This window comes from Pseudomonas cerasi (genome assembly GCF_900074915.1).
GTDB lineage: Bacteria > Pseudomonadota > Gammaproteobacteria > Pseudomonadales > Pseudomonadaceae > Aquipseudomonas > Aquipseudomonas cerasi.
Genome location: NZ_LT222319.1, coordinates 4762243 through 4785498, shown reverse-complemented (window position 1 = coordinate 4785498; position 23256 = coordinate 4762243). Strand labels below are relative to the sequence as shown.

Below are 23256 nucleotides of genomic sequence, written 5' to 3'. Positions count from 1 at the left end.
GACGATGTCTGGTAAGAATTCCATGCACGATCCTGATCCGGCGCTGAGCAAGCCGCTCTGGCAACGACTGGCCTGGCTGGTCGGAATCTGGGCGGGCAGCGTATTTGCGCTGTTCATCGTGGCCAGCCTGATGCGCATGTTCATGAGCGCAGCGGGCCTGACGACACACTGATACTGAATTCCCGTTCGTGTCCTCCGGACACGTTTTGCGACCCTCTTGCCACTCGCGTGGCAAGGGGGTCTTTTTTTGTGCCGTGGGCCTGGGTTACTTGCGGGCTTTCAGAATCACGAATTTCGGCGTGGCGGCGACTTGCTCAACGCCGCGGAACAGGCGCGATAGCTTGGTGTGATAACCCAGGTGGCGATTGCCGACGATATACAGCGCCCCGCCGGTCACCAGAGCAGCCCGGGCCTGAAGAAACATCCGCCAGGCAAGAAAGTCGCCAACCACTTGCTGCTGGTGGAAGGGCGGGTTGCACAGCACCACATCCAGCGAGTCAGGCTCCTGGATCTCCAGACCGTCGCCTGCGCGAAGCTGTACGTCGCGATCCCCCAGCGTCGCTTGCCAGTTCTCGGCTGCCGATTGCACGGCCATGAACGACTCGTCGACCAGCGTGTAGTGCGCCTGCGGGTTGTCCAGCGCGCTGGCAATGGCCAGCACGCCGTTACCGCAACCCAGGTCTGCGACCCTTGCCGTACCAAGGTTTTTCGGCAGATGCGGCAGGAAGGCGCGGGTGCCGATGTCCAGTCCGTCGCGGCAGAACACATTGGCATGGTTGAGCAGTTCGATGGCCGGATCATCCAGCCGGTAGCGCGTCGGGTAGGGCGAGGTGCGCACTTCCATGGGCTGTGGCGTGGCGAACAACAGCCTGGCTTTTTTCACTGCCAGCGAGGCTTGGACCGGTCCGACATATTCCTCCAGCAAGTCGCCCGCCGAGCGCGGCAAGTGCTTGACCATTGCCGCAGCGATGACCCGAGCGCCAGGGGCCAGTTGACCTTGCAGGCGTATCAGTTGCTCTTCGAGCAGCGCCAGGGTCTTGGGCACCCGGATCAGCACCCAGTCGAATGGCCCCTGCAACGCTTCGCTGGCCGGTATGTGCGGTACTGCGTCGTAGCTCATGCCGTTGCGTGCCAGATTTTTTTCCAGCCCCTGCGCCGCCAGAAACGAGTCGGTGCTGCTGATCACCGTGGCATGTGGCGCGAGACTTGCCGCCAACGCGCCGAAACTGTCATTGAGCACCAGAACCCGGCTTTGCAGGCTCAGCCCCGCTTCTGCAACATGATTGAGCAGGTACTCGTCAGCGGCATCGAAGGCCTGCAGGGGCTCATCCTGTTGCTCGGGTTGGCGAATGAGATCAAGTTCAGCGAAGGGACTGATGAGCAGGGGCATTGGCGGGAGAACTCTGTGCAATCGAAGGTATGTCAGTGAGCCGATGACAGGTGGGCTCGCTGAGACAGACGATTTTACGTATTTTTTCGTTCCGATACCTGTCTGATTACGCGGTGATTGCCCGTTTTGTCAGAACATCCCGCTGAGCGCGGCTTGTACGGCGGCAGCCGTCTTGTTGCAAACGCCCATTTTTTGAATGGCGCTGGCAATGTGGAAGTGAATGGTGCGCTCCTTCAGGCAGAGGATCATTGCGATGTCGCCAGCTGTTTTGCCTTCAGCGGACCATTTGAGGACTTCGATTTCTCTCTGAGTCAGGTTTTTTGCTGGCGAGGGCTGTGAGAAATTTATGTCCATCGTGTTCATGTAGCCTCCTTGCAGTACGTGTACAGACCTTGCTGGGTGTTTATCCAGTTTAGGGACAAATACATGGCAGTCCGTGGTGGCGCGGATCAGCCGGACGGATGGGCTGATGGCACTTGGCAGCGTGTTCTGGGGCTGTCGGCTGAAACCCCCGCGCGAGAAGGGTCGGGGTAATCGGCTCTGTGGATGTTCGACCCTGCAAGGGCTGATCCAAGAACCAAATACTCTAAGCTGCAGAGCCCGTTGCCGGGTAATCCATCACAAACAGCCGGTGTTTATCGAGCCTGCTTTGCGGGACACTGGGCGCTGCTTTCCATATTCAGGAGTTCAAAGCGCACCATGACCGTCAGTGACGACAAATTCACCCGACAGACACTGCAGCGTGTCACGCCGCTGACCGCGAACCTGTTCACCCTGCGTACCACGCGTGATCCCGGTTTTCGCTTTCGTGCCGGACAGTTTGCGCGTCTCGGGGTGACCAAGGCCGACGGCACCACCGTATGGCGTGCCTACTCAATGGTGTCTTCACCGCACGACGAGTTTCTGGAGTTTTTTTCCATCGTGGTGCCGGATGGCGAATTCACCAGCGAGTTGAGCCGCTTGCGTGAGGGCGACAGTCTGTTGGTGGAAAAGCAGGCGTTTGGTTATCTGACTCTGGATCGTTTCATTGACGGTCGCGATCTCTGGCTGTTATCCACAGGCACTGGGGTCGCACCGTTTCTGTCGATCCTTCAGGATTTCGAGGTCTGGGAGAAGTTCGAGCGGGTGATTCTGGTGTACAGCGTTCGTGAGTCGCGCGAGCTGGCCTATCAGCAATTGATTGCCGAACTGATGCAGCGTGAGTACCTGGCTGAATACGCGGACAAGTTTCTGTTTTTGCCTACGGTGACCCGCGAGCAGCATCCGGGTGCATTGAATGGGCGTATCACGCAGTTGATCGAAAACGGAGAGCTGGAGCGCGCTGCCGGTATTGCCCTCACGCCGGAGCATTCGCGGGTGATGTTGTGTGGCAATCCGCAGATGATCGATGACACTCGGGCGATTCTCAAGCAGCGCGAGATGCGCTTGAGCCTGTCACGCAAGCCGGGGCAAGTGGCGGTGGAAACGTATTGGTGATGGCTGGCAGCTGGCTATGGCTATCGTGCCGAGCATTGGCACGATAGTCACATAACTATCGTTCTTCACGCTCCGCATGGGAATGCAGTTCATGACGCTCCGCGTCACACCGCGGCTTTTCTTTGTCAGGCGGATCAGCGCCAGGACGCAGCCGTCACTTACGTCGCAATTTGCGTCGTCAGTGACATCGCGGTTGAAAAGCGCTGCGTGGGGGCGATGGCCCGCAGGTGCAGGCCTCACTCAATCAAGGCGTACGCGCAGGATCCACGGTAATGGGCGCTGCCGGTTTGCTCTGCTCCTTGAGCAGGTCGCGGATTTCGCTCAGCAGGATTTCCTGCTTGGTGGGCGTTGGCGGCAGGGTAGGCGCTTTGGCTTCTTCGCGTTTCAGGCGGTTGATGGCCTTGACGCCCATGAAGATCGCGAACGCGACGATGATGAAGTCGATAACGGTCTGGATGAACTTACCGTAAGCCAGCAGTACCGCAGGTGCGGTCCCTTGCGCGGGGCGCAGGGTGACCGCCAGGTCACTGAAGTCGACGCCGCCAATCAACAGGCCCAGCGGCGGCATGATGACATCGCCGACGAACGAAGAAACGATCTTGCCGAATGCCGCGCCGATGATAATACCGACGGCCATATCAACTACGTTGCCTTTGACCGCGAATGCCTTGAATTCCTTAAGCACGCTCATGGGGTAATTCCTTGTAGCAGATAAATTTGATCCGGATGAGTGTAGCCCAGACGTACTGCTGCCGCCCGTGCCACGTTCAATCGACCGGAGTCGTCCGCGTAAGTTTTATCCGGTTTTCAAAAGCAGTCGTCGCCCTGCGACTGGCAGGTGTTGCAACCTGCGTTATCATGGGCGTTTTCTAACGACTGGGGTTGTCATGGCCAAGGCCAAACGCTTGTACGGCTGCACCGAGTGCGGCGCGACATTTCCCAAGTGGGCGGGCCAGTGCAGCGAATGCGGTGCCTGGAACACACTGGTCGAAACCATGATTGAAAGCGGTGCCGCCGCGCCGCCTACCGGGCGTACCGGCTGGACCGGTTCCCAGGCGCAGATCAGGACGCTGGCGGAGGTCAGTGTCGAAGAGATTCCGCGCTTCTCCACCAACTCCACCGAGCTGGACAGGGTGCTCGGCGGCGGCCTGGTTGATGGTTCGGTGGTGCTGATCGGCGGTGACCCCGGCATCGGCAAGTCCACGATCCTCTTGCAGACGCTGTGCAACATTGCCCAGCGCATGCCCGCGTTGTACGTCACTGGTGAGGAATCCCAGCAGCAGGTCGCCATGCGTGCCCGTCGTCTGGGACTGCCGCAGGACAAGCTGCGGGTCATGACCGAAACCTGCATCGAGACCATCATTGCCACCGCCAAGGTCGAGAAGCCCAAGGTGATGGTGATCGATTCGATCCAGACGATTTTCACCGAACAGTTGCAGTCGGCCCCCGGCGGCGTGTCGCAGGTTCGCGAAAGCGCTGCCTTGCTGGTGCGTTACGCCAAGCAGAGCGGCACGGCGATCTTCCTGGTCGGTCACGTCACCAAGGAAGGCGCCTTGGCCGGTCCGCGCGTGCTTGAGCACATGGTCGACACCGTGTTGTATTTCGAGGGCGAGTCGGACGGGCGCCTGCGCCTGCTGCGGGCGGTGAAGAACCGCTTTGGCGCGGTCAACGAGCTGGGCGTGTTCGGCATGACCGACAAGGGCCTGAAAGAAGTCTCCAATCCGTCTGCGATCTTTCTTACCCGTGCGCAGGAAGAAGTACCGGGCAGTGTGGTCATGGCGACCTGGGAAGGCACGCGGCCGATGCTGGTGGAGGTGCAGGCGCTGGTGGACGACAGTCATATGTCCAACCCGCGCCGCGTGACGCTGGGTCTGGATCAGAATCGTCTGGCCATGCTGCTGGCTGTTCTGCACCGCCACGGCGGCATTCCCACTCACGACCAGGACGTGTTTCTCAACGTGGTAGGTGGGGTGAAGGTGCTGGAAACCGCATCCGACCTGGCCTTGATGGCAGCCGTAATGTCCAGCCTGCGCAATCGTCCGCTGCCGCATGATTTGCTGGTGTTCGGTGAGGTGGGGCTGTCGGGTGAAGTCAGGCCGGTGCCCAGTGGGCAGGAGCGCCTCAAGGAGGCCGCCAAGCACGGCTTCAAACGCGCCATCGTGCCCAAGGGCAACGCGCCAAAGGAGGCGCCACCTGGTTTGCAGATCATTGCCGTTACGCGACTGGAACAGGCCCTGGATGCGCTGTTCGAGTAACCTCGCCCTGAGGATTATTCCTGCAGTTCGATCAAGGCTGCCAGTTCCCGATCCAGTTCCTCGGGGTCTCCGAGGTTCAATTCGACCAGCCGCCTCAGGTGGCTGATCGAGTCCAGCCCTATGTGCCGGCAAACGCATCCCAGTTGCCGTTTGTTGTCATGAGTGATTTCGACATCCATTTTCACATGGGCATCGTTGCTTAGAATGATGTCGACTTCAAAGGGCTGCGTCTGATCACCGTTCCACGGATCAGGCCGTTCGATCAGCAGCCCTTTGAGGGACAGGTCGACCAGTTGCACTTTCCAGCTTTTGTCGCCTTGCTTCAGATCGGTCTTGGCATCAAAGGCAATGCGTTTGAAACGACGGCGATCTGCAGGTGAGTCGGTCATCGAATGAACTCTCTTGTTGACCGCCGCCGGAGTCAGCGTGCAGGTCGTTATCTGATCGATTCTGTTGTCCATGCACGATAGACCGTAAAGCAATTGCAGAACAGTTCCGCATCACGGTTTTGTGATCGGGACGCCATCTGTCGAGGCCATTCCAGCCCTCTATGCCGGGTATCTGCCGCAATTGATCAAATTTCGACCTAGACCTTGGTTGGGGGTGGTCTTTCGCTGATCCGGCGCTAAACTCGCATGGCTTGCCTTCTAGTCAACTCTGCTGGAATAAAAAAAATGAAAAATAATAATAGTCTGATGCGCCATGTTCCCTGGCTCATCATCGCCATTGTCGGGGCATGTGCCCTTGGGGTCGTGGCCTTGCGTCGCGGAGAGGCGATCAACGCCTTGTGGATAGTGGTCGCTGCGGTAGCTATCTACCTGGTTGCCTATCGTTACTACAGTCTTTTCATCGCCACTCACGTCATGCAGCTCGATCCGCTGCGTGCGACACCGGCAGTGGTCAACAACGACGGGCTGGACTATGTGCCGACCAACAAACACATCCTCTTCGGTCACCACTTTGCAGCCATCGCCGGCGCAGGCCCGCTGGTCGGCCCGGTACTGGCAGCGCAAATGGGCTATCTGCCCGGCACGCTCTGGCTGATTGCCGGCGTGGTGCTGGCCGGTGCGGTGCAGGACTTCATGATCCTGTTCCTTTCCACGCGCCGTAACGGTCGCTCGCTGGGCGACATGGTGCGCGAGGAAATGGGCCGTATTCCCGGCACCATCGCGCTGTTCGGCTGTTTCCTGATCATGATCATCATCCTTGCGGTGCTGGCGCTGATCGTGGTCAAGGCCCTGGCCGAGAGCCCGTGGGGCATGTTCACGGTCATGGCGACGATCCCGATCGCGATGTTCATGGGCATTTATATGCGCTACATCCGTCCGGGGCGCATTGGTGAGATCTCCATCGTCGGCGTCATTCTGTTGCTCGGTTCGATCTGGGTCGGCGGCATGGTCGCGGCGGATCCGACCTGGGGTCCGATGTTCACGTTCACCGGTGTGCAGATCACCTGGATGCTGGTCGGCTACGGTTTTGTCGCGGCCATGCTGCCGGTCTGGCTGCTGCTTGCGCCACGTGATTACCTGTCGACCTTCCTGAAAATCGGCACCATTCTGGCACTGGCAATCGGCATCCTGATTCTGGCGCCCGAGCTGAAAATGCCGGCCCTGACCCAGTTCACCAACGGCACAGGCCCGGTCTGGAAGGGCGCATTGTTCCCGTTCCTGTTCATCACCATTGCCTGCGGTGCGGTATCGGGTTTCCACGCACTGATCTCGTCGGGCACGACGCCCAAGCTGCTGGATAACGAAAAGAACGCCCGCTACATCGGTTACGGCGGCATGCTGATGGAATCCTTCGTGGCCATCATGGCAATGGTTGCCGCTTCGGTGATCGAGCCGGGTGTGTACTTCGCCATGAACAGCCCTGCTGCGGTGGTCGGCAGTGACGTGGTAACAGTGGCGCAGACCGTGTCCAGCTGGGGCTTTGCCATCACGCCGGAGCAACTGACCGCTGTGGCGAAAGACATCGGTGAAAACACCGTGCTGGCCCGTGCCGGCGGTGCTCCGACGCTGGCCGTCGGTATCGCGCAGATCCTCCATCAGGTGCTGCCGGGTGAAAACACCATGGCGTTCTGGTACCACTTTGCGATTCTGTTCGAGGCGCTGTTCATTCTGACCGCAGTCGACGCCGGTACACGTGCCGGACGCTTCATGCTGCAGGACCTGCTGGGCAGCTTCGTCCCGGCCTTGAAGCGCACCGAGTCGTGGACGGCCAACGCCATCGGCACCGGCGGTTGCGTGGCGCTGTGGGGCTATCTGCTGTATCAGGGTGTAATCGATCCGCTGGGTGGCATCAATACCTTGTGGCCACTGTTCGGTATCTCCAACCAGATGCTCGCCGGTATCGCCCTGATGCTCGCCAGCGTGGTGCTGATCAAGATGAAGCGCCAGCGCTATGTCTGGGTGACCATGCTGCCTGCCACCTGGCTGCTGATCTGCACCGTGACGGCGGGCTTGATCAAGCTGTTCGATGCCAACCCTGCGGTAGGTTTCCTGGCCCTGGCCAAGAAATACAGCGCGGCGGCCGATGCCGGTCAGATTCTGGCCCCGGCCAAGACCATGGATCAGATGCAGCATGTGATCTTCAACGCTTACACCAACGCCGGGCTGACCGTGCTGTTCCTGTTCGTGGTGTTCAGCATCCTGTTCTACGCCATTAAAGTCGGCCGAGCGGCCTGGAGCACCAAGGAGCGCACCGACAAGGAAGCTCCGTTCCAGGCCATGCCGCCAGCGTCGCAGGTGTGACCATGCTTACCCATAGAGGATTTGCCCATGTTCAATGACCTGAGTCGCCTCGGCAAATACCTCGGTCAGGCCGCGCGCCTGATGGTGGGCATGCCGGACTACGACACTTACGTAGAGCACATGCAGAACACCCACCCGGACAAGCCGGTGATGACCTATGAGCAGTTCTTTCGGGAACGGCAAGAGGCCCGTTACGGCGGCAAGGCCGGTCCGAAATGCTGTTGATCCGCTGATCTGCGTTATTGTTTGATCCGACGCGCCGCAGGCCATCACCTGTGGCGCGTTTTCATTTCAGCTGAATGCCTCACGCCAGGAGCCTTATGACTGAGTTGCAACCCATCCCCGTGACCGTGCTGACCGGCTTTCTGGGCGCCGGCAAGACCACCTTGCTGCGCCACCTGCTCAAGGCCGAACACGGCCTGAAAATCGCCGTGATCGAAAACGAATTCAGCGATGCAGGCATCGACAGCCAGTTGCTCGGCACGGACCCCGTGCAGATCATGACCCTGTCCAACGGTTGCGTGTGCTGCACCATCCACACTGACCTGACCAAGGCGCTCTACCTGCTGCTGGAGCGTCTGGACAGCGGCGAGATCGTGTTCGACCGGCTGGTAATCGAATGCACCGGGCTGGCCGATCCCGCGCCGGTCGCACAGACCTTTTTCATCGATGAAGAGCTGCGCGAGCGTTACATCCTCGACGGCATCATCACCCTGGTCGACGCCGCGCACGCCGATACTCACCTGGCGCAAACCATCGCCCAGGCGCAGATCGGCTTTGCCGACCGGTTGCTGGTCAGCAAGCGCGATCTGGTCGACGATGCAGCCTTCGATGCCCTGAGCGCGCGCCTGACCCGCATCAACCGCCGCGCGCCGATCCGTATCGTCGAGCACGGCAGGATCGACCTCGCCGAACTGCTCGACGTACGCGGCTTCAACCTCAACGCCGACCTCGGCGGCGGCATGATCCTGCGCCCACTGGCCCCGACCGGTAATTCCGCTGACCGCATCAGCAGCCTGGTCCTGCGCAGTGAAAAACCGCTGAACCTGGACCGCCTCAGCGAGTTCATGAACGAACTGCTGGACGACCATGGCAAGCAACTGCTGCGTTACAAGGGCGTGCTCATTATCGAAGACGAACCGCGCAAGATGGTGTTTCAGGGCGTGCTCAAGCTGTACGGCTTTGACTGGGACACCGAGTGGGGCGAAGGCGAAAAACGCGAGAGCGTGATCGTGTTCATTGCCGATGAATTGCCGGAGGAGAAGATCCGGGCGGGGTTCGAGAGGGTATGCGGCTGAGAGGTCAGGCAGCGGCTGAGCTTCTGCCCATAGAGTGATCTGCCCAACAAAAAGCCCCGGCTCTCACGAGCCGGGGCTTTTTGGTACTGCGTTTAAACCAGGCTTATCAAGCGCCGTAAACCGGCAGCTTCGCGCAGATGGCCTTGACCTTCTCGCGAACGGCGTCGATCACGGCTTCGTTGTTCAGATCAGCCAGGATGTCGCAGATCCAGCCCGCCAGTTCCTTGCACTCAGCTTCCTTGAAGCCGCGAGTGGTCACTGCCGGGGTGCCGAAGCGCAGGCCGGAGGTGACGAACGGCGAGCGTGGGTCGTTTGGAACGGAGTTCTTGTTGACGGTGATGAAGGCGCGACCCAGAGCGGCGTCGGCGTCTTTACCGGAGATGTCCTGCTTGATCAGCGACAGCAGGAACAGGTGGTTTTCAGTACCGCCGGAAACCACGTCGAAGCCACGCTCGATGAACACACCGGCCATGGCCTTGGCGTTCTTGACCACTTGCTGCTGGTAGGTCTTGAACTCAGGCTGCAGCGCTTCCTTGAAGCACACGGCCTTGGCTGCGATGACGTGCTCCAGCGGGCCGCCCTGGGAGCCAGGGAATACCGCGGAGTTCAGCTTCTTCTCGATTTCGGCGTTGGCGCGCGCCAGGATCAGGCCGCCACGTGGACCGCGCAGGGTCTTGTGCGTGGTGGTGGTCACGACGTCAGCGAATGGCACCGGGTTCGGGTAGACGCCTGCGGCGACCAGACCGGCTACGTGAGCCATGTCGACGAACAGGTAGGCACCGACCTTGTCAGCGATTGCACGGAAGCGCGGGAAGTCGAGGATCTGCGAGTAGGCAGAGAAGCCGGCGACGATCATTTTTGGCTTGTGCTCGACAGCCAGGCGCTCGACTTCGTCGTAGTCGATCATGCCGTTGGCATCGATACCGTACTGAACGGCGTTGTACAGCTTGCCCGAGGACGAAACGCTGGCGCCGTGGGTCAGGTGACCACCGTGAGCCAGGCTCATGCCCAGAATGGTGTCGCCGCCTTGCAGCAGGGCCAGGTAGACCGCCGAGTTGGCTTGCGAACCCGCGTGTGGCTGGACGTTGGCATAATCAGCGCCGAACAGCTCCTTGGCGCGGTCGATGGCCAGTTGTTCGATAACGTCGACGTACTCGCAACCACCGTAGTAGCGCTTGCCTGGATAGCCTTCGGCGTACTTGTTGGTCAGGGCCGAGCCCTGAGCTTCCATGACGGCCGGACTGGTGTAGTTTTCCGAGGCAATCAGCTCGATGTGTTCTTCCTGACGCAGAGCTTCTTGCTCCATGGCGGCAAACAGATCGGCGTCGTACTTGGCGATAGTCAAATCACGGCTGAACATGGCAGTCCTCAAGGGGGCATGGCGGAAAAGGCGGCTATTCTACCCCATCGGGTTTTATCTGGCATATGAAAGGCAGTCATCTTGACCAGTGACGCCGTTCACGCGGGTTTCGACAAGGCCTGAAATCATGGACGTGCCGCAGGCGCAAGGCTCGTTCTGTAGGGGGCTCGCCCACATGAGAGGGTCGAGATCGATTTAGTCATCGGCGGCGTGAACCGGGCACATCCACTCGAATTTTCAGCGATCACGCATCTATTTACCTTCAACTGCCGGAACCGTTCCGGGCCGGACGACACTCAGTCGGTCTGTTGCCCATACCCACCGACAGTAGGTAAAAACGCCATGATGCCCTCTCAGATCACGCGCTCCTCTCATTCCTCATTGCCGGAGGTTGCTCCTGCGTCCGGCGATGCAATCGGCGTTAGTGAGCCAACTCCGCAGCAGGCTCGTACCGTAGCGTTTTTTACCTCCGGCGAGCTGGCCGTGGCATTTGGTCGCACCTCGGCTGCGCCAGCGCAGGACTCTGTGCGTCTATTGTCTGCCCTTCAGCGTGAGCTGGATAAACAGCATCCGTCCTGGCACACCGTTGCTCAACTCTGTCAGAGCCTCGCCGAGGTCGGCACGACCGAGCAGGGCTGGCATCAACTGGCAAGCGAGGATCAGGTGCCGGCGCTGAGACAACTGCTTGACCGTTGTACTCACCGGCTGGCCGATATGCCGGCTTCTCACGCATCTCACGACTCGCTGTCGCAGGCCTGTGAAGGGCTCAGGACGGCACGGCTGCACCAATCCGTCGCTCGTTTGACTGCCCGGTCGCCCGCCCTGGCCCGTGCGGTTCCGGATTTGCTGACGTTGACTCATCTGGATCCCGAGACGCTGGGCGCAGAGCCCCCCGTTGTTTCGTCTTACACGCTCTTCAGTCATTTCGTTCGCACGGCCAAGCAGCGTACGGCGGATTTGAATGACAGTCTCCAGCGTCAACCCGACGCGGTCGTCAGTCTGCTGCGCTCACATGCCGACACGCTCAATGATCTGGAGATGTTGCCGGGCGTATTGCAGGCATTGACCGAAAATTGCCAGGACGCGCCAGCCTGCAATGAATTGCGCGAGCTGGCGGAAGTGGCGGGGGCGCTGCTGCAGCTATTGCGCGAACACGATCTTTTGCCGAGGCTGGAAGAAATCTCCATCGAGCCAGGCGAGGCACCTGCACCTGGCCACGAGCCTGCCGAGCCCAGGCTGACCACACGCCAGGCATTGCTCAAGGCCGGCGGCAACCTGGTGCGCAAGTTTGATGCCTATGGGGCGCTCGCGCCGATGGACGACAAGGCGTTGCTGGCTTTGATGCGCACCCCGGCGCCACACCTGTCGCCCGATCAGATGCATGCCTTCCTGAACAAGCATGTGCTGCATCTCACGCAAGAACAACGCGATATCGTCAGCAATACCCCGCTGCCCTTCGCCCCTGAAGAAGACATCGAGGCCAGGTGCGGCATGGGTTTCGATGAAAAACTGCGGTTGGCGCTGGCCAACGGTTCGCTGGTGTTGAGCGAGGAACAACTGGCCCGTCTTGGTGATTTGCCAAGTGCCGCTACCACGACGTCCGACGTTTTGAAGACGCTGCTGGAAAAGCCATCGTCTGCGCTGAGCGAAGCCGAGCGTGACATGTTGGGCGCAATCGTTCAGGCCAATGCCCAGGGGCAACTCGACGCCTGGCGCGCTCACAACGAACAGTTGCCAGCAGTGTTGAGCCGCTCGGGGCTGCCCTCAGATGTGAAAGACGAGTTGCTCAGCCTCAACAAAAGCATGAATGCCGAACTGGGCACGCTCAAGAACGGCGCCTCGCTCAAGAGTCGCGTCCTTGCAAGCCCGGCGATGCTGCTCGCGCTGGCACCCTTGCCACTGGCTGTGGCGTTCGTCAGCAAGGACAACTCCTACAGCTCATCGCTGGTTGCCCACTTCACCAAGAACGCGGTGTTCATGGCTGGCCTGATGATGAACGAGCTGACCAACGCGCGGACCAATGTCGATCATGGCCTGAACCGCTACTTCGTCACCGTGCTGGCCAACGCCATCGTGGCGCAGCCCACCTTTGCCAGGAACGAACACCTGCTGGAGCAGGTCGGCTTCGGTATCGCAACGGCCGTGGCATCGGGCGCAGCCACGCTGGGCGTATTCAACCGTGAATCGATCGTCGCTGCCTTCAAGCTCGCCAAGAGCAAGCTTTCCAGGCAAGACACCGGGAACGCCCGCATCCCGGAGGAAGACCATCTGGCCGTGGTCAAGCATTTCGACGTCAGCGAGCATTTTGCCCAGCAGATGAAAGTGGCGACCGAATTGTACAAGCAAGACAAAAGCATCACCGACATCATGAACTCGAGCCTGACATACCTGGGCACCAAAAGCAGCGAGTTCCAGGCCAGGTTCGAAGTCGCCGATGCCCTGCGTGCAGGGCAGCAACTGGCCGAGGGGGAGCGCAAGGCGGACCCTGACTTCTACACCAAGCTGGGCCTGGTGGCCTTGACGGCGAGTATCGGTGCGGCGCTGGTGATGTTGATGAAAAGCATGGTCGGCAAAGCCGATTACGCGGCGGATGGCGTCTGGTGCGTATCGGAGATGCTCAAACTGGCCATGAACCCTGAAGTCGATATGCAAAAGGCGGTTCAGGTCTTCAAGGAAATCGTCGGTCTGAATCTGGTGATGACGGGGTTTCTGGGCGTCAACAAAGTCTGGAATTTTCTCGACAAGGGGATCAAAGGCTACGCCTCCGGTGCTGCGGTCCTGACCGCAGCCAACCTCACACTTCCCGGTATGGTTGGAGAAGTGGCTGGCGCAGCAGCCGGCAAGGGGTTGAGCTACCTGACTGACAAAGGCAAGGCGGCGCATCAGGCCGGCAGGGCGGCAGCGTCCTGGGCCGGAGATTACGTCAGCACCTCGCGTTTGGGGAGCGCGGTCGGCACCCTGCAAACGGCAATTCCGGGCAGGATTGCAGGCGGGCAGGTCGTGGCGGGTCTCTACGATCGCTTCCGGTACCTGACCTGGTCGCACCCGGCGCCTGCACCGCAAGCGGCTGGCGAGCCATAAGCCTGTAGCCGGTAGACCACCGCCAGCAACGCAGGCGGTGGTCTTGCCTGGCTTACCACCATCACCGCCAATAATCCCTTCGCATCAACCCGCGCAAGCGTTTAACGGCGGCCTGCGTGCGGCCCACGGCTGGGCGCGCTCCAGTTGCCCGGCAAGGCTCAGCAAGGTCAGTTCGTCGCCAAACCGCGCGGCAAAGTGAGAACCCAGCGGCAGCGAATCGGCTGTCCAATAGAGGGGCACGGACATGGCTGGCTGGCCAGTCGCGTTGAAGATCGCCGTGTAGGGCGAGTAGCTGTGCGAAAGCGCGATGAAGTCCTGCAGGGACCGGCTGTCGTCATCGAAGACCAGTTCTCCCAGGCGGGGTGGCGCGCGGTTGAGCGTCGGGGTGAGAACAATATCGTACTCTTCGAAGAAACCGGCCATCGCCCGGCCCAGTGCATGCATCGACTCGACCGCGGAAATGTAGCGTGTCGCAGGCAGTTGCCCGCGTTCGCGCAGAATGACACGGGTGCGCGGCTCCAGTTCGTCCATGGCGACCGGGAAGCCGCGCATTTTGCCCAGCAGATCGAGGTAGCCCTGGGTGTGTGAACCGATGATGTCGAACGTCGCGTCGAGGAATTCAGGCAGCCGGACCGGCAACGTCGCCGGGACCACGTAATGCCCGAGCGCCTCCAGCAAGGCCGCAGTGTGTTGCAGTGCAGCCAAGGCCTCCGGTTCTGCCGGCCACGGCGATATTGCCGAGATCAGGGCGATTTTCAGACGCTTGGGATCGCGTCCTGCGGCGTGTGCAAAGGGCGTCGCTGGCATGGGCGCGGCGTAGGGAGCCCCCAGGTCACTCCCGGCAGTGGCGTCGAGCAGGGCGGCGCTGTCGCCTACCGACAGGGTAATCGCGTGAGCGGTGCTCAGGCCTGCCCAGCCCTCGCCGACCATCGGGCCTGAAGGCAGCAGGCCGCGTGATGGCTTGAAGCCGAATACGCCACAGCAGGAGGCCGGTACGCGAAGCGAGCCGCCGCCATCGTTGCCATGCGCGAAAGGGATGGCGCGTGCCGCAACCAGAGCGGCTGCGCCCCCACTGGAACCGCCCGCGCTGTGTTGCGGATTCCAGGGGTTGCGGGTCGCGCCGAAGCGTTGCGATTCGGTGCTGCAGGACACGCCGAATTCTGGAGCGGTGGTCGTGCCGATCAGTTGGCAGCCTGCATGACGCAGCCGACTGACGATTTCGCAGTCGATGTCTGGGCGAAACTCGCCCAGCGCATGCGAGCCACTGGTCATCCGTGCCCCGGTCATCGGGGTGAACATGTCTTTCACCAGGGTCGGTACGCCTGCCATGACGCCCTGTCTGACGCTACTCCCGCTCGCCTGGCTGCGCGCCTGATCGTAAAGCCTTTCGCTGACGGCGTTCAGGCCGGGCTCGACCTGCTCGACCCGTGCGATGGCGGTTTCCAGCAGCTCGCCGGGGCTCACCTCGCCATTGCGTACCAGTGTTGCCAGGCCACGGCCGTCCAGCGTATTGAATAATTCGTGCAGGTCTTTCATCGATGGTCTCCAGGATTGAAAGCGTGTCGTCGCGTTACGCGCGCCACTTAAAAGCTGATGCCGGTACGCAGCGCCACGGTGTAGCCCTCGGCACGGTTGTGGGCGTCGAACTCCTTGTAGGCGTGCAACCAGATGGGGGGGCAGCCCGGCGCCGGGTTTGAAGTAACTTACTGCAGGGCCTGCGGCGATTACCCGGGCGCGATTGCCGCGGGTCAGCCCCGGCGCGTCGTCGTCCGACAGCTGCCGGTAGTAGTAGCCTCCCACGCCGACGGTCCAGTCGCCGACATGCTGGCCCACTGCGAACTCATGTCGGTACTCAACGCCACTGCGATAATCGGTGTCGGGGTTACGCGCATTTATATCGATCTGGAAACTTGAGGAAGCCTCGAAGCCGCCGGGTGAAATGTAGGTCGCATTCAACAGCGGAGAAACCGTCCAGTGATGGGTGCCAGGGCTGACCAGACGGTTTTTGTCGTAGTCCCCCGTGGGCGCCTGAATCATCAGTTGGGTATTGATGCCCAGCCCAGGCGCGAGCTTCCAGTTCAGGATGATCGGCACCACTTGCAGGTCCGCCTGACGAAACAGCGATGCACTGTCGCTGAATACCCGCTGCCCCCCGACGTTCACGCCCAGGTCGGCATCCATCTTGAAAAAGACCGGCACCACCGCGAAACCATAGCGGGCACCCAAAAACTCCTGCTCGGTCATTCGCAAGTAGGCGAGGCCGATCGCCAGGACGTTGATCTGGAAGTCGTTGGGGCTGTCATTGCCGTGGCTGTCCTTGATGACATCCGCGTGGTAGTTGCTGATGCGCAGGCCGACGGTGCCATTGGGGGTGGTGGGCGGCATGAAGCCTGCGCCAAAGTCGAAAACGCCAGCAGCTGTCGTGGGCGCAGCATTTTCGGTGGCACAGGCCGTGGACGATAACCACAGGATCGCCATGGCGAGCCCTGAAGCGCTAAGGAAGTGGTTTTTTAATGACATCGGTAAGTGCCTTGTTATTTTTATGGGCGAGCACAGCCCTCCCTTGCGGGGTGGCAGTTATTGGAAAAACCGGAAATGGGGTAGAGCGCGTTGGCGTCAGCCGTCAGTCAAATGCAGTAACTGGGCGATCTGCGCCTTACGGGTGACACCGAGCTTGTTGTAGATCTTTCTCAAGTGGTGCCGGACGGTGCAGGGGGATACACCGATGTTGCGCGCGACTTCCTTGTACGTCTGTCCGACCGCAAAGCCTCGGGCAACCTGAAGCTCGCGCGTGCTCAACAGTTCCAGACTGCTGCGTCGCCGCGCCGTCAATAGAACGAGGTCGCCCACCGGCTGCGACGTGATGTGCAGGTTATGACTCGAATAGCCCTCTTGAGGGTTGCACTGTCGGGGTAGACGATTGGACGGTCTGTCGGGCCATTCCGAGCCCAGCATCGACGAGAACGCAGGCTCCATGGAAAGCAGCACGCCGTAACGATCGCTCACCGCCATGGCGGTCTCATCGTAGGCGCCCTGAGTTTCCCGCAGAGTCGTGAGCGTACGCAGATAACTGGCCTGTTCAGCGGCGATCAGATGCGGCATCAGCCACTCGATCAGGCGTTTGTCCAAGGGCGAGAAGGGCGTGTGGCCAGCCGAGCGAAACAGCGTCAGATGCACGCCCTGCTGGGTGTGAGGGTCGGTCAGGACAATGCCCAGCGCGAAGCAAAGATCGTATTGGCGACCGAGGTCGGCAAGCGCAGGAGGTGCATTCGCTGCCGTGCAGTGAATGACCTGACAGACGCCCTGTGTCTGATGCATTCTGCCGACGCTGGCGTCCGAGGTCTTGAGTTGCTCCCACTCGGCGGCGTAACCGTTGGGCAGGCCCAGCAAAAAGGAACTGTGCTCGACGGGCCAGTTGTCACGCCAGGTAGATCTTCCCCACCAGGCCTTGTCGAACTGCACCAGTGCGCGCACGCGCTCAAGCGCCTGTTGATGGAATGTAGAGATCGACGCGCTGCTGACCTCGGTCTGAAGCTCGAGAATCACCTTGTTCAAGGCTTCGACGACCTGACAGGAAACACTGTCCAGGGACGTTGTATCGCTGATCATGCTACCCCCTTGTGTTCTTTGTTATGGGTAGAGCGCTCGCTGTCATTGACGCTGTGCGAGGCAGTGGCTCAAGTCTACTCATATTCAAGGGTTCGGCTATCGTTCAAATGGACGATGGCCGGGGAGCGAAGCTCGCCCTCAATCCAGCATGAACAGCGCATCATTGCTGAATTGCGCTTCGAACTGGGCGGGGGGCATCGGGCGGCCGAACAGGTAGCCCTGGACTTCGTCGCAGTCGTGTTCGCGAAGAAACTCCAGTTGCTCATGGGTCTCCACGCCTTCGGCGATCACCGAGAGGTTCAGGCTGTGCGCCATGGCGATGATGGCTCGGGCGATCTGGGCGTCCTGCTCGCCGGATGGCAGGCCATCGACGAAGGTGCGGTCGATCTTCAGCACGTCGATAGGGAACTGTTTGAGGTAGTTCAGCGACGAGTAGCCGGTGCCGAAGTCATCGACAGCGATGCTCAGGCCGAGGTTCTTGAGGCCGTCGAGTATCTGCATGGCCTCGTTGACCTCACGCATCAGGATGCTTTCGGTCAGTTCCAGCTCCAGGCAGGCGGGTGACAGGCCGGTCTGTTCGAGTATGTGGGCGATGCGCTTGCCGAGCTGGCCGTCCGAGAACTGCCGCGCCGAGATGTTGACCGACACCTTGGGCACGCGAACCCTTTCCTGATGCCAGTGTTTGAGTTGGCGGCAGGCTTCGGCCAGGACCCAATCGCCTACCTCTACGACCAGCCCGAGCTCTTCGAGCACCGGGATGAAGTCGTTGGGCGGCACCAGCCCGCGGCGTGGATGGCGCCAGCGCAGCAGGGCTTCCGCGCCTGTCAGGCGTTTGCCGTCGCCGCTGAACTGCGGTTGGTAGAAGAGGGTGAACTCCTTCTGCTCCAGGGCGTGGCGCAAGTCGCTTTCCAGCTCCAGACGCTCCAGCGCGGTGGCGTTCATGTCCGCCTGATAGAACTGGAAGTTGTTCTTGCCACGCTCTTTGGCGTGATACATCGCCGTGTCGGCGTTCTTCATCAACTGGCTGAGTTCCTTGCCGTCCTGCGGGCTGAGGGCGATGCCGATACTGGCGGTCACAAAGAACTCGCGGCCTTCCAGCACGAACGGTGTGATCAGGCTGGTCAGAATGCGTTCGGCAACGTGAATGGCGCGGCTCAGCGCGGCTTCACGGGTTTCATCCGGTTCCAGCAGCAGGGTGAATTCATCCCCGCCCATGCGGGCCACGGTGTCATCCACCGACACACAGGCAAGCAGCCGCGTGGCCATTTCCTGCAGCATCCGGTCGCCAGCGGCATGGCCCAGGGAATCGTTGATCGGTTTGAAACGGTCGAGGTCGAGGAACATCAGCACGACCCAGGCCTGCTGGCGCTCGGCATGCTGCAGCGCCGAGTGCAGACGATCCTGAAACAGGGTGCGGTTGGGCAGATGAGTCAGCGCGCCGTAGTAGGCCAGGCGGTGGATACGGTCCTCGCTGGCCTTGCGCTCGCTGATATCGCTGAAGAAGCACACGTAGCTGGCCAGATCGCCTTCATCGTCGAGGACCGCGGTAATGCCGACCCAGGCCGGATAGTGTTCGCCGTTACGCCGCTTGAGCCGGATTTCACCTTCCCACGTGCCTTGTCCGTTCAGTTGCCTGAGGATATGGCGCAGACGGGTTTCCTGTTCGGCTTCCACGGTGAGCATGCCCTGCAACTGATCGAGCACCTGAGCTACTTCATAGCCACTGACGCGGGTAAAGGCCTCGTTGGCCTGCACGATATAGCCGGCGGGGTCGGTAATCAGGATGGCGGATGTGGAATGCTCGAATACCGTGGCAGCCATGCGCAGGTCTTTCTAGGCCCGACGCTGCTGACTGATGTCGCGGCCTACCCCGAAGATGCCTTCAAAGTTGCCGTTTTCGCCCCACACCAGGACAACGCGCAGCTCCACCGGAATCTTGCGACCGTCGGCACGCAGGCAGTCGAACAGAAACATTCTGGTGGTGACTTCTTCGCGCAGCCTGGCGAGTTCCTGAGGTTTGTCGAGGACCTTGTCGATGCGGCCCATGAGTGCATCAAAACCGACTGTTTGCTGGGGGTTGGCAATGGCGGCGGACCAGCCGTTCTGCAGGATCCACTCGGCGCTGTAGCCCAACGCACGTTCTACCGAAGGGCTGACGTAGTTGACTGCCAACCGGCCGTCGGTGGAGAAAATCACATCACTGATGCTTTCGGCCAGCATGCGGTAACGCTGTTCGCTGTCACGCAGCGACTGGCTGGACGCGACCTGTTCGGTAATGTCCTTGGCAATGCCGATGATACGCGTGACCCGGTCTTCTTCGTCCCAGGCCAGTGCCTGCTCGCGAATGTCGAAGGACCGCCAGTTGCTCTCGCGGTCCCGAAAGCGCAACACGCGTTGCAGTAATTCATTGTGCCCGTGGTGACGCTGGCGCAGGCGCATGTCCTGATAGTTTCGGGCGTCGTCGGGGTGCAGCAGGACTTCCCAGAAGAACTCGCCCATGGCGTGCAGTTCTGACTTGTTGTAACCCAGCGTATAGCCAAAGTGGTGGTTGCTGTAGATCACCCGCTGGCTGAGCACATCCTGAACGTACAAATGGTCCGGTACGGTTCGTACCACGTCGGACCAGAAGCTCTCGCGGTCCAGCAACGACAGCTCGACCTGTTTGCGGCTGGTGATATCGCCAATACTGAGAATCACCGCATCGAAGTCACTGCGTGTCTCGGGCAGGCGCATGACCAGCCACAGGTGCTGGTCATGACCACCCGCACGGGTCAGGCAGATTTCCAGTTCCAGTCGTGGCTGTCCGGAAAGCACCGCTTGGATGATCGGAATGCCGACGCCCGGACGCGAGCGCGACTCGCCCTCGATCAACGGTTGCCATGCCTGTTCGCGGTGCTCGATGTCCAGCAGGCTCAGGGCGACTTCATTGAGTTCGCTGATGCGCAATTGCTGCAAAAGGCGTTTCAGAGCGGCTGGCTGGCTTTTGAGCAGGCGCTCGAAGTCCTCGCCGGTGCTGACCTCGAGTGCTTCAAGTTGCTCCTGAAGGCCGGACATGTCCATGACACAGATGGCGACGCCCGCGCCCTCGAAGATATCCCGATAGCGGCGTCGGCTCTGCAGCATCTGGCGCTGGCGCCTGCGCAGGCTCATCAGCGCGATCAGCGGCAGGATCGACAGCAGCAGGCCGATCAGGCACTTGCCGATCAGTGGCGCGAGCAGTTTGCTGCGCGCCTTGTAGGTGTCGAACAGCCCCCGCAGTTGCCAGTCACTATTGCTCAGTGGTTGAAGCAGAATGGTATCGGACAGGCCACTCTCCGCTTCGTTGGCGGGCACCGGTTCATGGAGAATGACCCGCTGCGTCTTGCGCTGTTCAAGACGCCACAGGTGCTGAAAGTCCTGAGCCGGCTGGCTGGCAAGTTCCTTCAAGGCTTCGGGGGCCACGCGCAATGCCCAGTAATCGCCGCTCACGCCGTTGCCCAGGCGAATCAGTATATAAATCTGGTTGCCGTCTTCCGAGCCGGTATAGAAGTAGGGGCGACCTCGCGCCTGTTTCATGGCCTGTTCAAGAAACTCACTGTCGCGCGAGGCCTCGGCGCTGTCATTGACAATTTCACCCTCCCGGTTCAGGCGAGCGACGCTGCGCAGCGCGGGCAGGGCAGTGCGCAGGTTCACCAGCGTGGTCGACTGCTCCAGTCGCTCCCCGGCGGATAGTGCCTCGTCCAGCAGGTTCATGGCGATCTGCGCCTTGAGCGCCATGTTCAGACTCATCCGGTCGGACAGTTGGACGCTGTACTCCAGACTGCGCTGACGCTGACGTTCCTGGGTCTGGTGGAACTGCTCGATCAGTTGCCAGAGCAACAGGGCAAGCACCACCAGAACCAGGCCCGCCAGCATGCCTTTCACTGACCCACGCAAAGACCTGGTCGCACTGTCTGGAGCGAGACTGGATGACGACAGAGGCGTTAAAGTGGGCAAATCGCTGTTCCTGACTGCTGGATTGAAGCAGTGGTGCTTTATGTAAAATAGGAGGGTCGCTCAAAGAGGGCGGCTAGCATGCCTTTAGTTGTGGCAAAGTGCCAGCCCCATTGGGCCGTATCGTTTGCCCTGCACGACGCATTCGGGTAGCTTTGCGCAACGCGTGGTATCCACCGACTCCTGCATGAGTGACTCCACTTTTTGCAATATCGATCAGGCTTTATATTTGCCAGTACTGCCCCGACAGGTTTAGCACTGAGTTTATTCAAGGCTCGGAACGGTCTCGCGGCAAGTCTCAAGGACAAATAAAAGCTTTTTTCCGGCCGGAGCTTTAAGCTCGTTACCCAAATCGGTCCTCATTACAGACGCTAGGTTTTCATTTCATGGCTCAATACGTCTACACCATGCATCGGCTGAGCAAAGTTGTGCCGCCGAAGCGTGAAATCCTGAAAAACATCTCTCTGTCATTCTTTCCCGGTGCCAAGATCGGTGTGCTGGGCCTCAACGGTTCGGGTAAATCCACGCTGTTGAAAATCATGGCGGGTGTCGACACCGAGTTTGATGGCGAAGCGCGTCCGATGCCGGAGCTCAATGTGGGTTATCTGCCGCAGGAGCCACAACTTGACCCGAACAAGACGGTCCGTGAGGTCGTGGAAGAGGCGGTCAGCGTGATCAAGGACGCACAGGCGCGTCTCGATCAGGTCTACGCCGAGTACGCCGAGCCGGACGCTGATTTCGACAAGCTGGCGGCCGAGCAGGCCAAGCTCGAAGCCATCCTGCAGGCCAGCGATGGCCATAACCTGGAGCGCCAGCTGGAAGTCGCCGCCGATGCGCTGCGCCTGCCGGCCTGGGATGCGAAGGTTTCGGTCCTTTCCGGTGGTGAGAAGCGCCGTGTCGCGCTGTGCCGCCTGCTGCTTTCCGCCCCGGACATGCTGCTCCTCGACGAACCGACCAACCACCTGGATGCCGACTCTGTCGCCTGGCTGGAGCACTTCCTCCACGACTTCCCGGGAACTGTGGTTGCGATCACGCACGACCGTTACTTCCTGGACAACGTGGCTGGCTGGATTCTGGAACTCGACCGCGGCGCGGGCATTCCTTACGAAGGCAACTATTCCGGCTGGCTTGAAGCCAAGTCCGACCGTCTGGCGCAGGAATCCAAGCAGCAGACCGCTCACGAAAAGGCCATGAAAGACGAGCTGGAGTGGGTTCGCAAGGGTGCCAAGGCGCGTCAGTCCAAATCCAAGGCGCGTCTGCAACGCTTCGAAGAGATGCAGTCGCAGGAGTTCCAGAAGCGCAGCGAGACCAACGAGATCTACATCCCGGCCGGTCCGCGCCTGGGTGACAAGGTTATCGAGTTCAAGAACGTCACCAAGGGCTATGGCGACCGCGTGCTGATCGACAACCTGTCGTTCTCCATGCCCAAAGGCGCCATCGTTGGCGTGATCGGCGGTAACGGTGCCGGTAAGTCGACCCTGTTCCGCATGCTGATGGGCAAGGAGCAGCCGGATTCGGGCAGCATCGAAGTCGGTGAAACCGTACAACTGGCCTGCGTGGACCAGAGCCGTGATGACCTGGACGGCAGCAAGTCGGTATTCCAGGCGGTATCCGACGGTTCCGATGTGATCCGTATCGGTAACTATGAGATTCCGTCGCGCACCTACGTCGGTCGCTTCAACTTCAAGGGCGGCGATCAGCAGAAGTTTGTCAAGGACCTGTCCGGTGGTGAGCGTGGTCGTCTGCACCTGGCGCTGACCCTGAAAGAGGGCGGCAACGTGCTGCTGCTCGACGAACCGTCCAACGACCTCGACGTGGAAACCCTGCGTTCACTGGAAGAAGCGCTGCTGGACTTCCCGGGCGCTGCCATTGTGATCTCTCACGATCGATGGTTCCTTGACCGTGTAGCCACGCACATCCTGGCGTACGAAGACGATTCGCAAGCGATCTTCTTTGAAGGTAACTACACCGAGTATGAAGCGGATCGCAAGAAGCGTCTGGGCGAAGCAGCTGCTCAGCCGCATCGTGTGCGTCACAAAAAGCTGGCCTGATCAGCGCTCAGGCA

At 60.4% G+C, this 23256-nt stretch carries 15 protein-coding genes and 2 pseudogenes; 8 read left to right on the top strand and 9 right to left on the bottom strand.

Going from position 1 to position 23256, the window contains the following annotated elements; genetic code table 11:
- Positions 1–4: 4 nt before the first annotated feature.
- Positions 5–172: a DUF2474 domain-containing protein gene (locus PCPL58_RS23615; protein WP_002555239.1), complete on the top strand. Its 168-nt coding sequence runs from the start codon at positions 5–7 to the stop codon at positions 170–172.
- A 93-nt stretch (positions 173–265) separates the two neighbouring features.
- On the opposite strand, the gene PCPL58_RS23610 is transcribed toward PCPL58_RS23615, so the two are convergent.
- Both PCPL58_RS23610 and PCPL58_RS30110 read right to left on the bottom strand, forming a co-directional pair.
- The gene (locus tag PCPL58_RS23610; protein ID WP_065350569.1) at positions 266–1390 is read right to left on the bottom strand and encodes a methyltransferase; all 1125 of its coding nucleotides are present in this window, start codon (positions 1388–1390) and stop codon (positions 266–268) included.
- Between the two features lie 129 nt (positions 1391–1519).
- Positions 1520–1753, bottom strand: a complete 234-nt coding sequence (locus tag PCPL58_RS30110; RefSeq protein ID WP_003340758.1) for a helix-turn-helix domain-containing protein — start codon at positions 1751–1753, stop codon at positions 1520–1522.
- 336 nt (positions 1754–2089) lie between these two features.
- Here PCPL58_RS30110 and PCPL58_RS23600 point away from each other — a divergent pair, with 336 nt between their 5' ends.
- Positions 2090–2866 carry a ferredoxin--NADP reductase gene (locus tag PCPL58_RS23600; RefSeq protein WP_065350568.1) on the top strand — a complete coding sequence of 259 codons (777 nt, stop codon included), beginning with the start codon at positions 2090–2092 and terminating at the stop codon, positions 2864–2866.
- A 244-nt stretch (positions 2867–3110) separates the two neighbouring features.
- On the opposite strand, the gene mscL is transcribed toward PCPL58_RS23600, so the two are convergent.
- Positions 3111–3557 (bottom strand): large-conductance mechanosensitive channel protein MscL, encoded by a 447-nt coding sequence (gene mscL / locus PCPL58_RS23595; RefSeq protein WP_003368707.1) that lies wholly within the window; start codon positions 3555–3557, stop codon positions 3111–3113.
- A 196-nt stretch (positions 3558–3753) separates the two neighbouring features.
- On the opposite strand from mscL, the gene radA reads away from it, so the two are divergent.
- Entirely contained in the window at positions 3754–5121 is a 1368-nt protein-coding gene (radA, locus tag PCPL58_RS23590; RefSeq protein WP_002555235.1) for a DNA repair protein RadA, read from the top strand.
- Between the two features lie 14 nt (positions 5122–5135).
- Here radA and PCPL58_RS23585 read toward each other — a convergent pair whose 3' ends face one another.
- The gene (locus PCPL58_RS23585) at positions 5136–5510 is read right to left on the bottom strand and encodes a PilZ domain-containing protein (protein WP_003368702.1); all 375 of its coding nucleotides are present in this window, start codon (positions 5508–5510) and stop codon (positions 5136–5138) included.
- A 285-nt stretch (positions 5511–5795) separates the two neighbouring features.
- On the opposite strand from PCPL58_RS23585, the gene PCPL58_RS23580 reads away from it, so the two are divergent.
- The 3 genes from PCPL58_RS23580 to yjiA all read left to right on the top strand — a co-directional run bounded on the left by PCPL58_RS23580 (position 5796) and on the right by yjiA (position 9169).
- Positions 5796–7871, top strand: a complete 2076-nt coding sequence (locus PCPL58_RS23580) for a carbon starvation CstA family protein (protein WP_003368701.1) — start codon at positions 5796–5798, stop codon at positions 7869–7871.
- A gap of 27 nt (positions 7872–7898) precedes the next feature.
- Positions 7899–8096, top strand: a complete 198-nt coding sequence (locus PCPL58_RS23575) for a YbdD/YjiX family protein (protein WP_003313802.1) — start codon at positions 7899–7901, stop codon at positions 8094–8096.
- 95 nt (positions 8097–8191) lie between these two features.
- The gene (gene yjiA, locus PCPL58_RS23570) at positions 8192–9169 is read left to right on the top strand and encodes a GTPase (RefSeq protein WP_065350567.1); all 978 of its coding nucleotides are present in this window, start codon (positions 8192–8194) and stop codon (positions 9167–9169) included.
- A gap of 106 nt (positions 9170–9275) precedes the next feature.
- Here the strand turns inward: yjiA and glyA are convergent, their stop codons facing one another.
- Positions 9276–10529 (bottom strand): serine hydroxymethyltransferase, encoded by a 1254-nt coding sequence (gene glyA, locus PCPL58_RS23565; protein WP_003340745.1) that lies wholly within the window; start codon positions 10527–10529, stop codon positions 9276–9278.
- A gap of 342 nt (positions 10530–10871) precedes the next feature.
- Here glyA and PCPL58_RS23560 point away from each other — a divergent pair, with 342 nt between their 5' ends.
- Entirely contained in the window at positions 10872–13610 is a 2739-nt protein-coding gene (locus PCPL58_RS23560) for a HopW family type III effector protein (RefSeq protein ID WP_065350566.1), read from the top strand.
- Positions 13611–13694: 84 nt separating this feature from the next.
- Here PCPL58_RS23560 and PCPL58_RS23555 read toward each other — a convergent pair whose 3' ends face one another.
- The 4 genes and pseudogenes from PCPL58_RS23555 to PCPL58_RS23545 all read right to left on the bottom strand — a co-directional run.
- Positions 13695–15146, bottom strand: coding sequence for an amidase (locus tag PCPL58_RS23555; RefSeq protein WP_065351102.1), 1452 nt, complete (start codon positions 15144–15146; stop codon positions 13695–13697).
- A 47-nt stretch (positions 15147–15193) separates the two neighbouring features.
- Positions 15194–16088: pseudogene (locus tag PCPL58_RS30100) on the bottom strand (SphA family protein).
- Positions 16089–16226: 138 nt separating this feature from the next.
- Positions 16227–17219, bottom strand: coding sequence for a helix-turn-helix transcriptional regulator (locus PCPL58_RS23550; RefSeq protein WP_065350565.1), 993 nt, complete (start codon positions 17217–17219; stop codon positions 16227–16229).
- Positions 17220–17357: 138 nt separating this feature from the next.
- Positions 17358–20336 (bottom strand): annotated as a pseudogene (locus PCPL58_RS23545) (sensor domain-containing protein); the annotation flags it as partial.
- A gap of 1241 nt (positions 20337–21577) precedes the next feature.
- Here PCPL58_RS23545 and ettA point away from each other — a divergent pair.
- Positions 21578–23242: an energy-dependent translational throttle protein EttA gene (ettA, locus tag PCPL58_RS23540; protein ID WP_003368689.1), complete on the top strand. Its 1665-nt coding sequence runs from the start codon at positions 21578–21580 to the stop codon at positions 23240–23242.
- The last annotated feature ends 14 nt before the right edge of the window (positions 23243–23256 follow it).

Bases quoted from the DNA above. Each gene is read 5' to 3' on its own strand.
- PCPL58_RS23615 (WP_002555239.1), top strand. From the start codon at position 5: ATGTCTGGTAAGAATTCCATGCACGATCCTGATCCGGCGCTGAGCAAG.
- PCPL58_RS23610 (WP_065350569.1), bottom strand. From the start codon at position 1,390: ATGCCCCTGCTCATCAGTCCCTTCGCTGAACTTGATCTCATTCGCCAA.
- PCPL58_RS30110 (WP_003340758.1), bottom strand. From the start codon at position 1,753: ATGAACACGATGGACATAAATTTCTCACAGCCCTCGCCAGCAAAAAAC.
- PCPL58_RS23600 (WP_065350568.1), top strand. From the start codon at position 2,090: ATGACCGTCAGTGACGACAAATTCACCCGACAGACACTGCAGCGTGTC.
- mscL (WP_003368707.1), bottom strand. From the start codon at position 3,557: ATGAGCGTGCTTAAGGAATTCAAGGCATTCGCGGTCAAAGGCAACGTA.
- radA (WP_002555235.1), top strand. From the start codon at position 3,754: ATGGCCAAGGCCAAACGCTTGTACGGCTGCACCGAGTGCGGCGCGACA.
- PCPL58_RS23585 (WP_003368702.1), bottom strand. From the start codon at position 5,510: ATGACCGACTCACCTGCAGATCGCCGTCGTTTCAAACGCATTGCCTTT.
- PCPL58_RS23580 (WP_003368701.1), top strand. From the start codon at position 5,796: ATGAAAAATAATAATAGTCTGATGCGCCATGTTCCCTGGCTCATCATC.
- PCPL58_RS23575 (WP_003313802.1), top strand. From the start codon at position 7,899: ATGTTCAATGACCTGAGTCGCCTCGGCAAATACCTCGGTCAGGCCGCG.
- yjiA (WP_065350567.1), top strand. From the start codon at position 8,192: ATGACTGAGTTGCAACCCATCCCCGTGACCGTGCTGACCGGCTTTCTG.
- glyA (WP_003340745.1), bottom strand. From the start codon at position 10,529: ATGTTCAGCCGTGATTTGACTATCGCCAAGTACGACGCCGATCTGTTT.
- PCPL58_RS23560 (WP_065350566.1), top strand. From the start codon at position 10,872: ATGATGCCCTCTCAGATCACGCGCTCCTCTCATTCCTCATTGCCGGAG.
- PCPL58_RS23555 (WP_065351102.1), bottom strand. From the start codon at position 15,146: ATGAAAGACCTGCACGAATTATTCAATACGCTGGACGGCCGTGGCCTG.
- PCPL58_RS23550 (WP_065350565.1), bottom strand. From the start codon at position 17,219: ATGATCAGCGATACAACGTCCCTGGACAGTGTTTCCTGTCAGGTCGTC.
- ettA (WP_003368689.1), top strand. From the start codon at position 21,578: ATGGCTCAATACGTCTACACCATGCATCGGCTGAGCAAAGTTGTGCCG.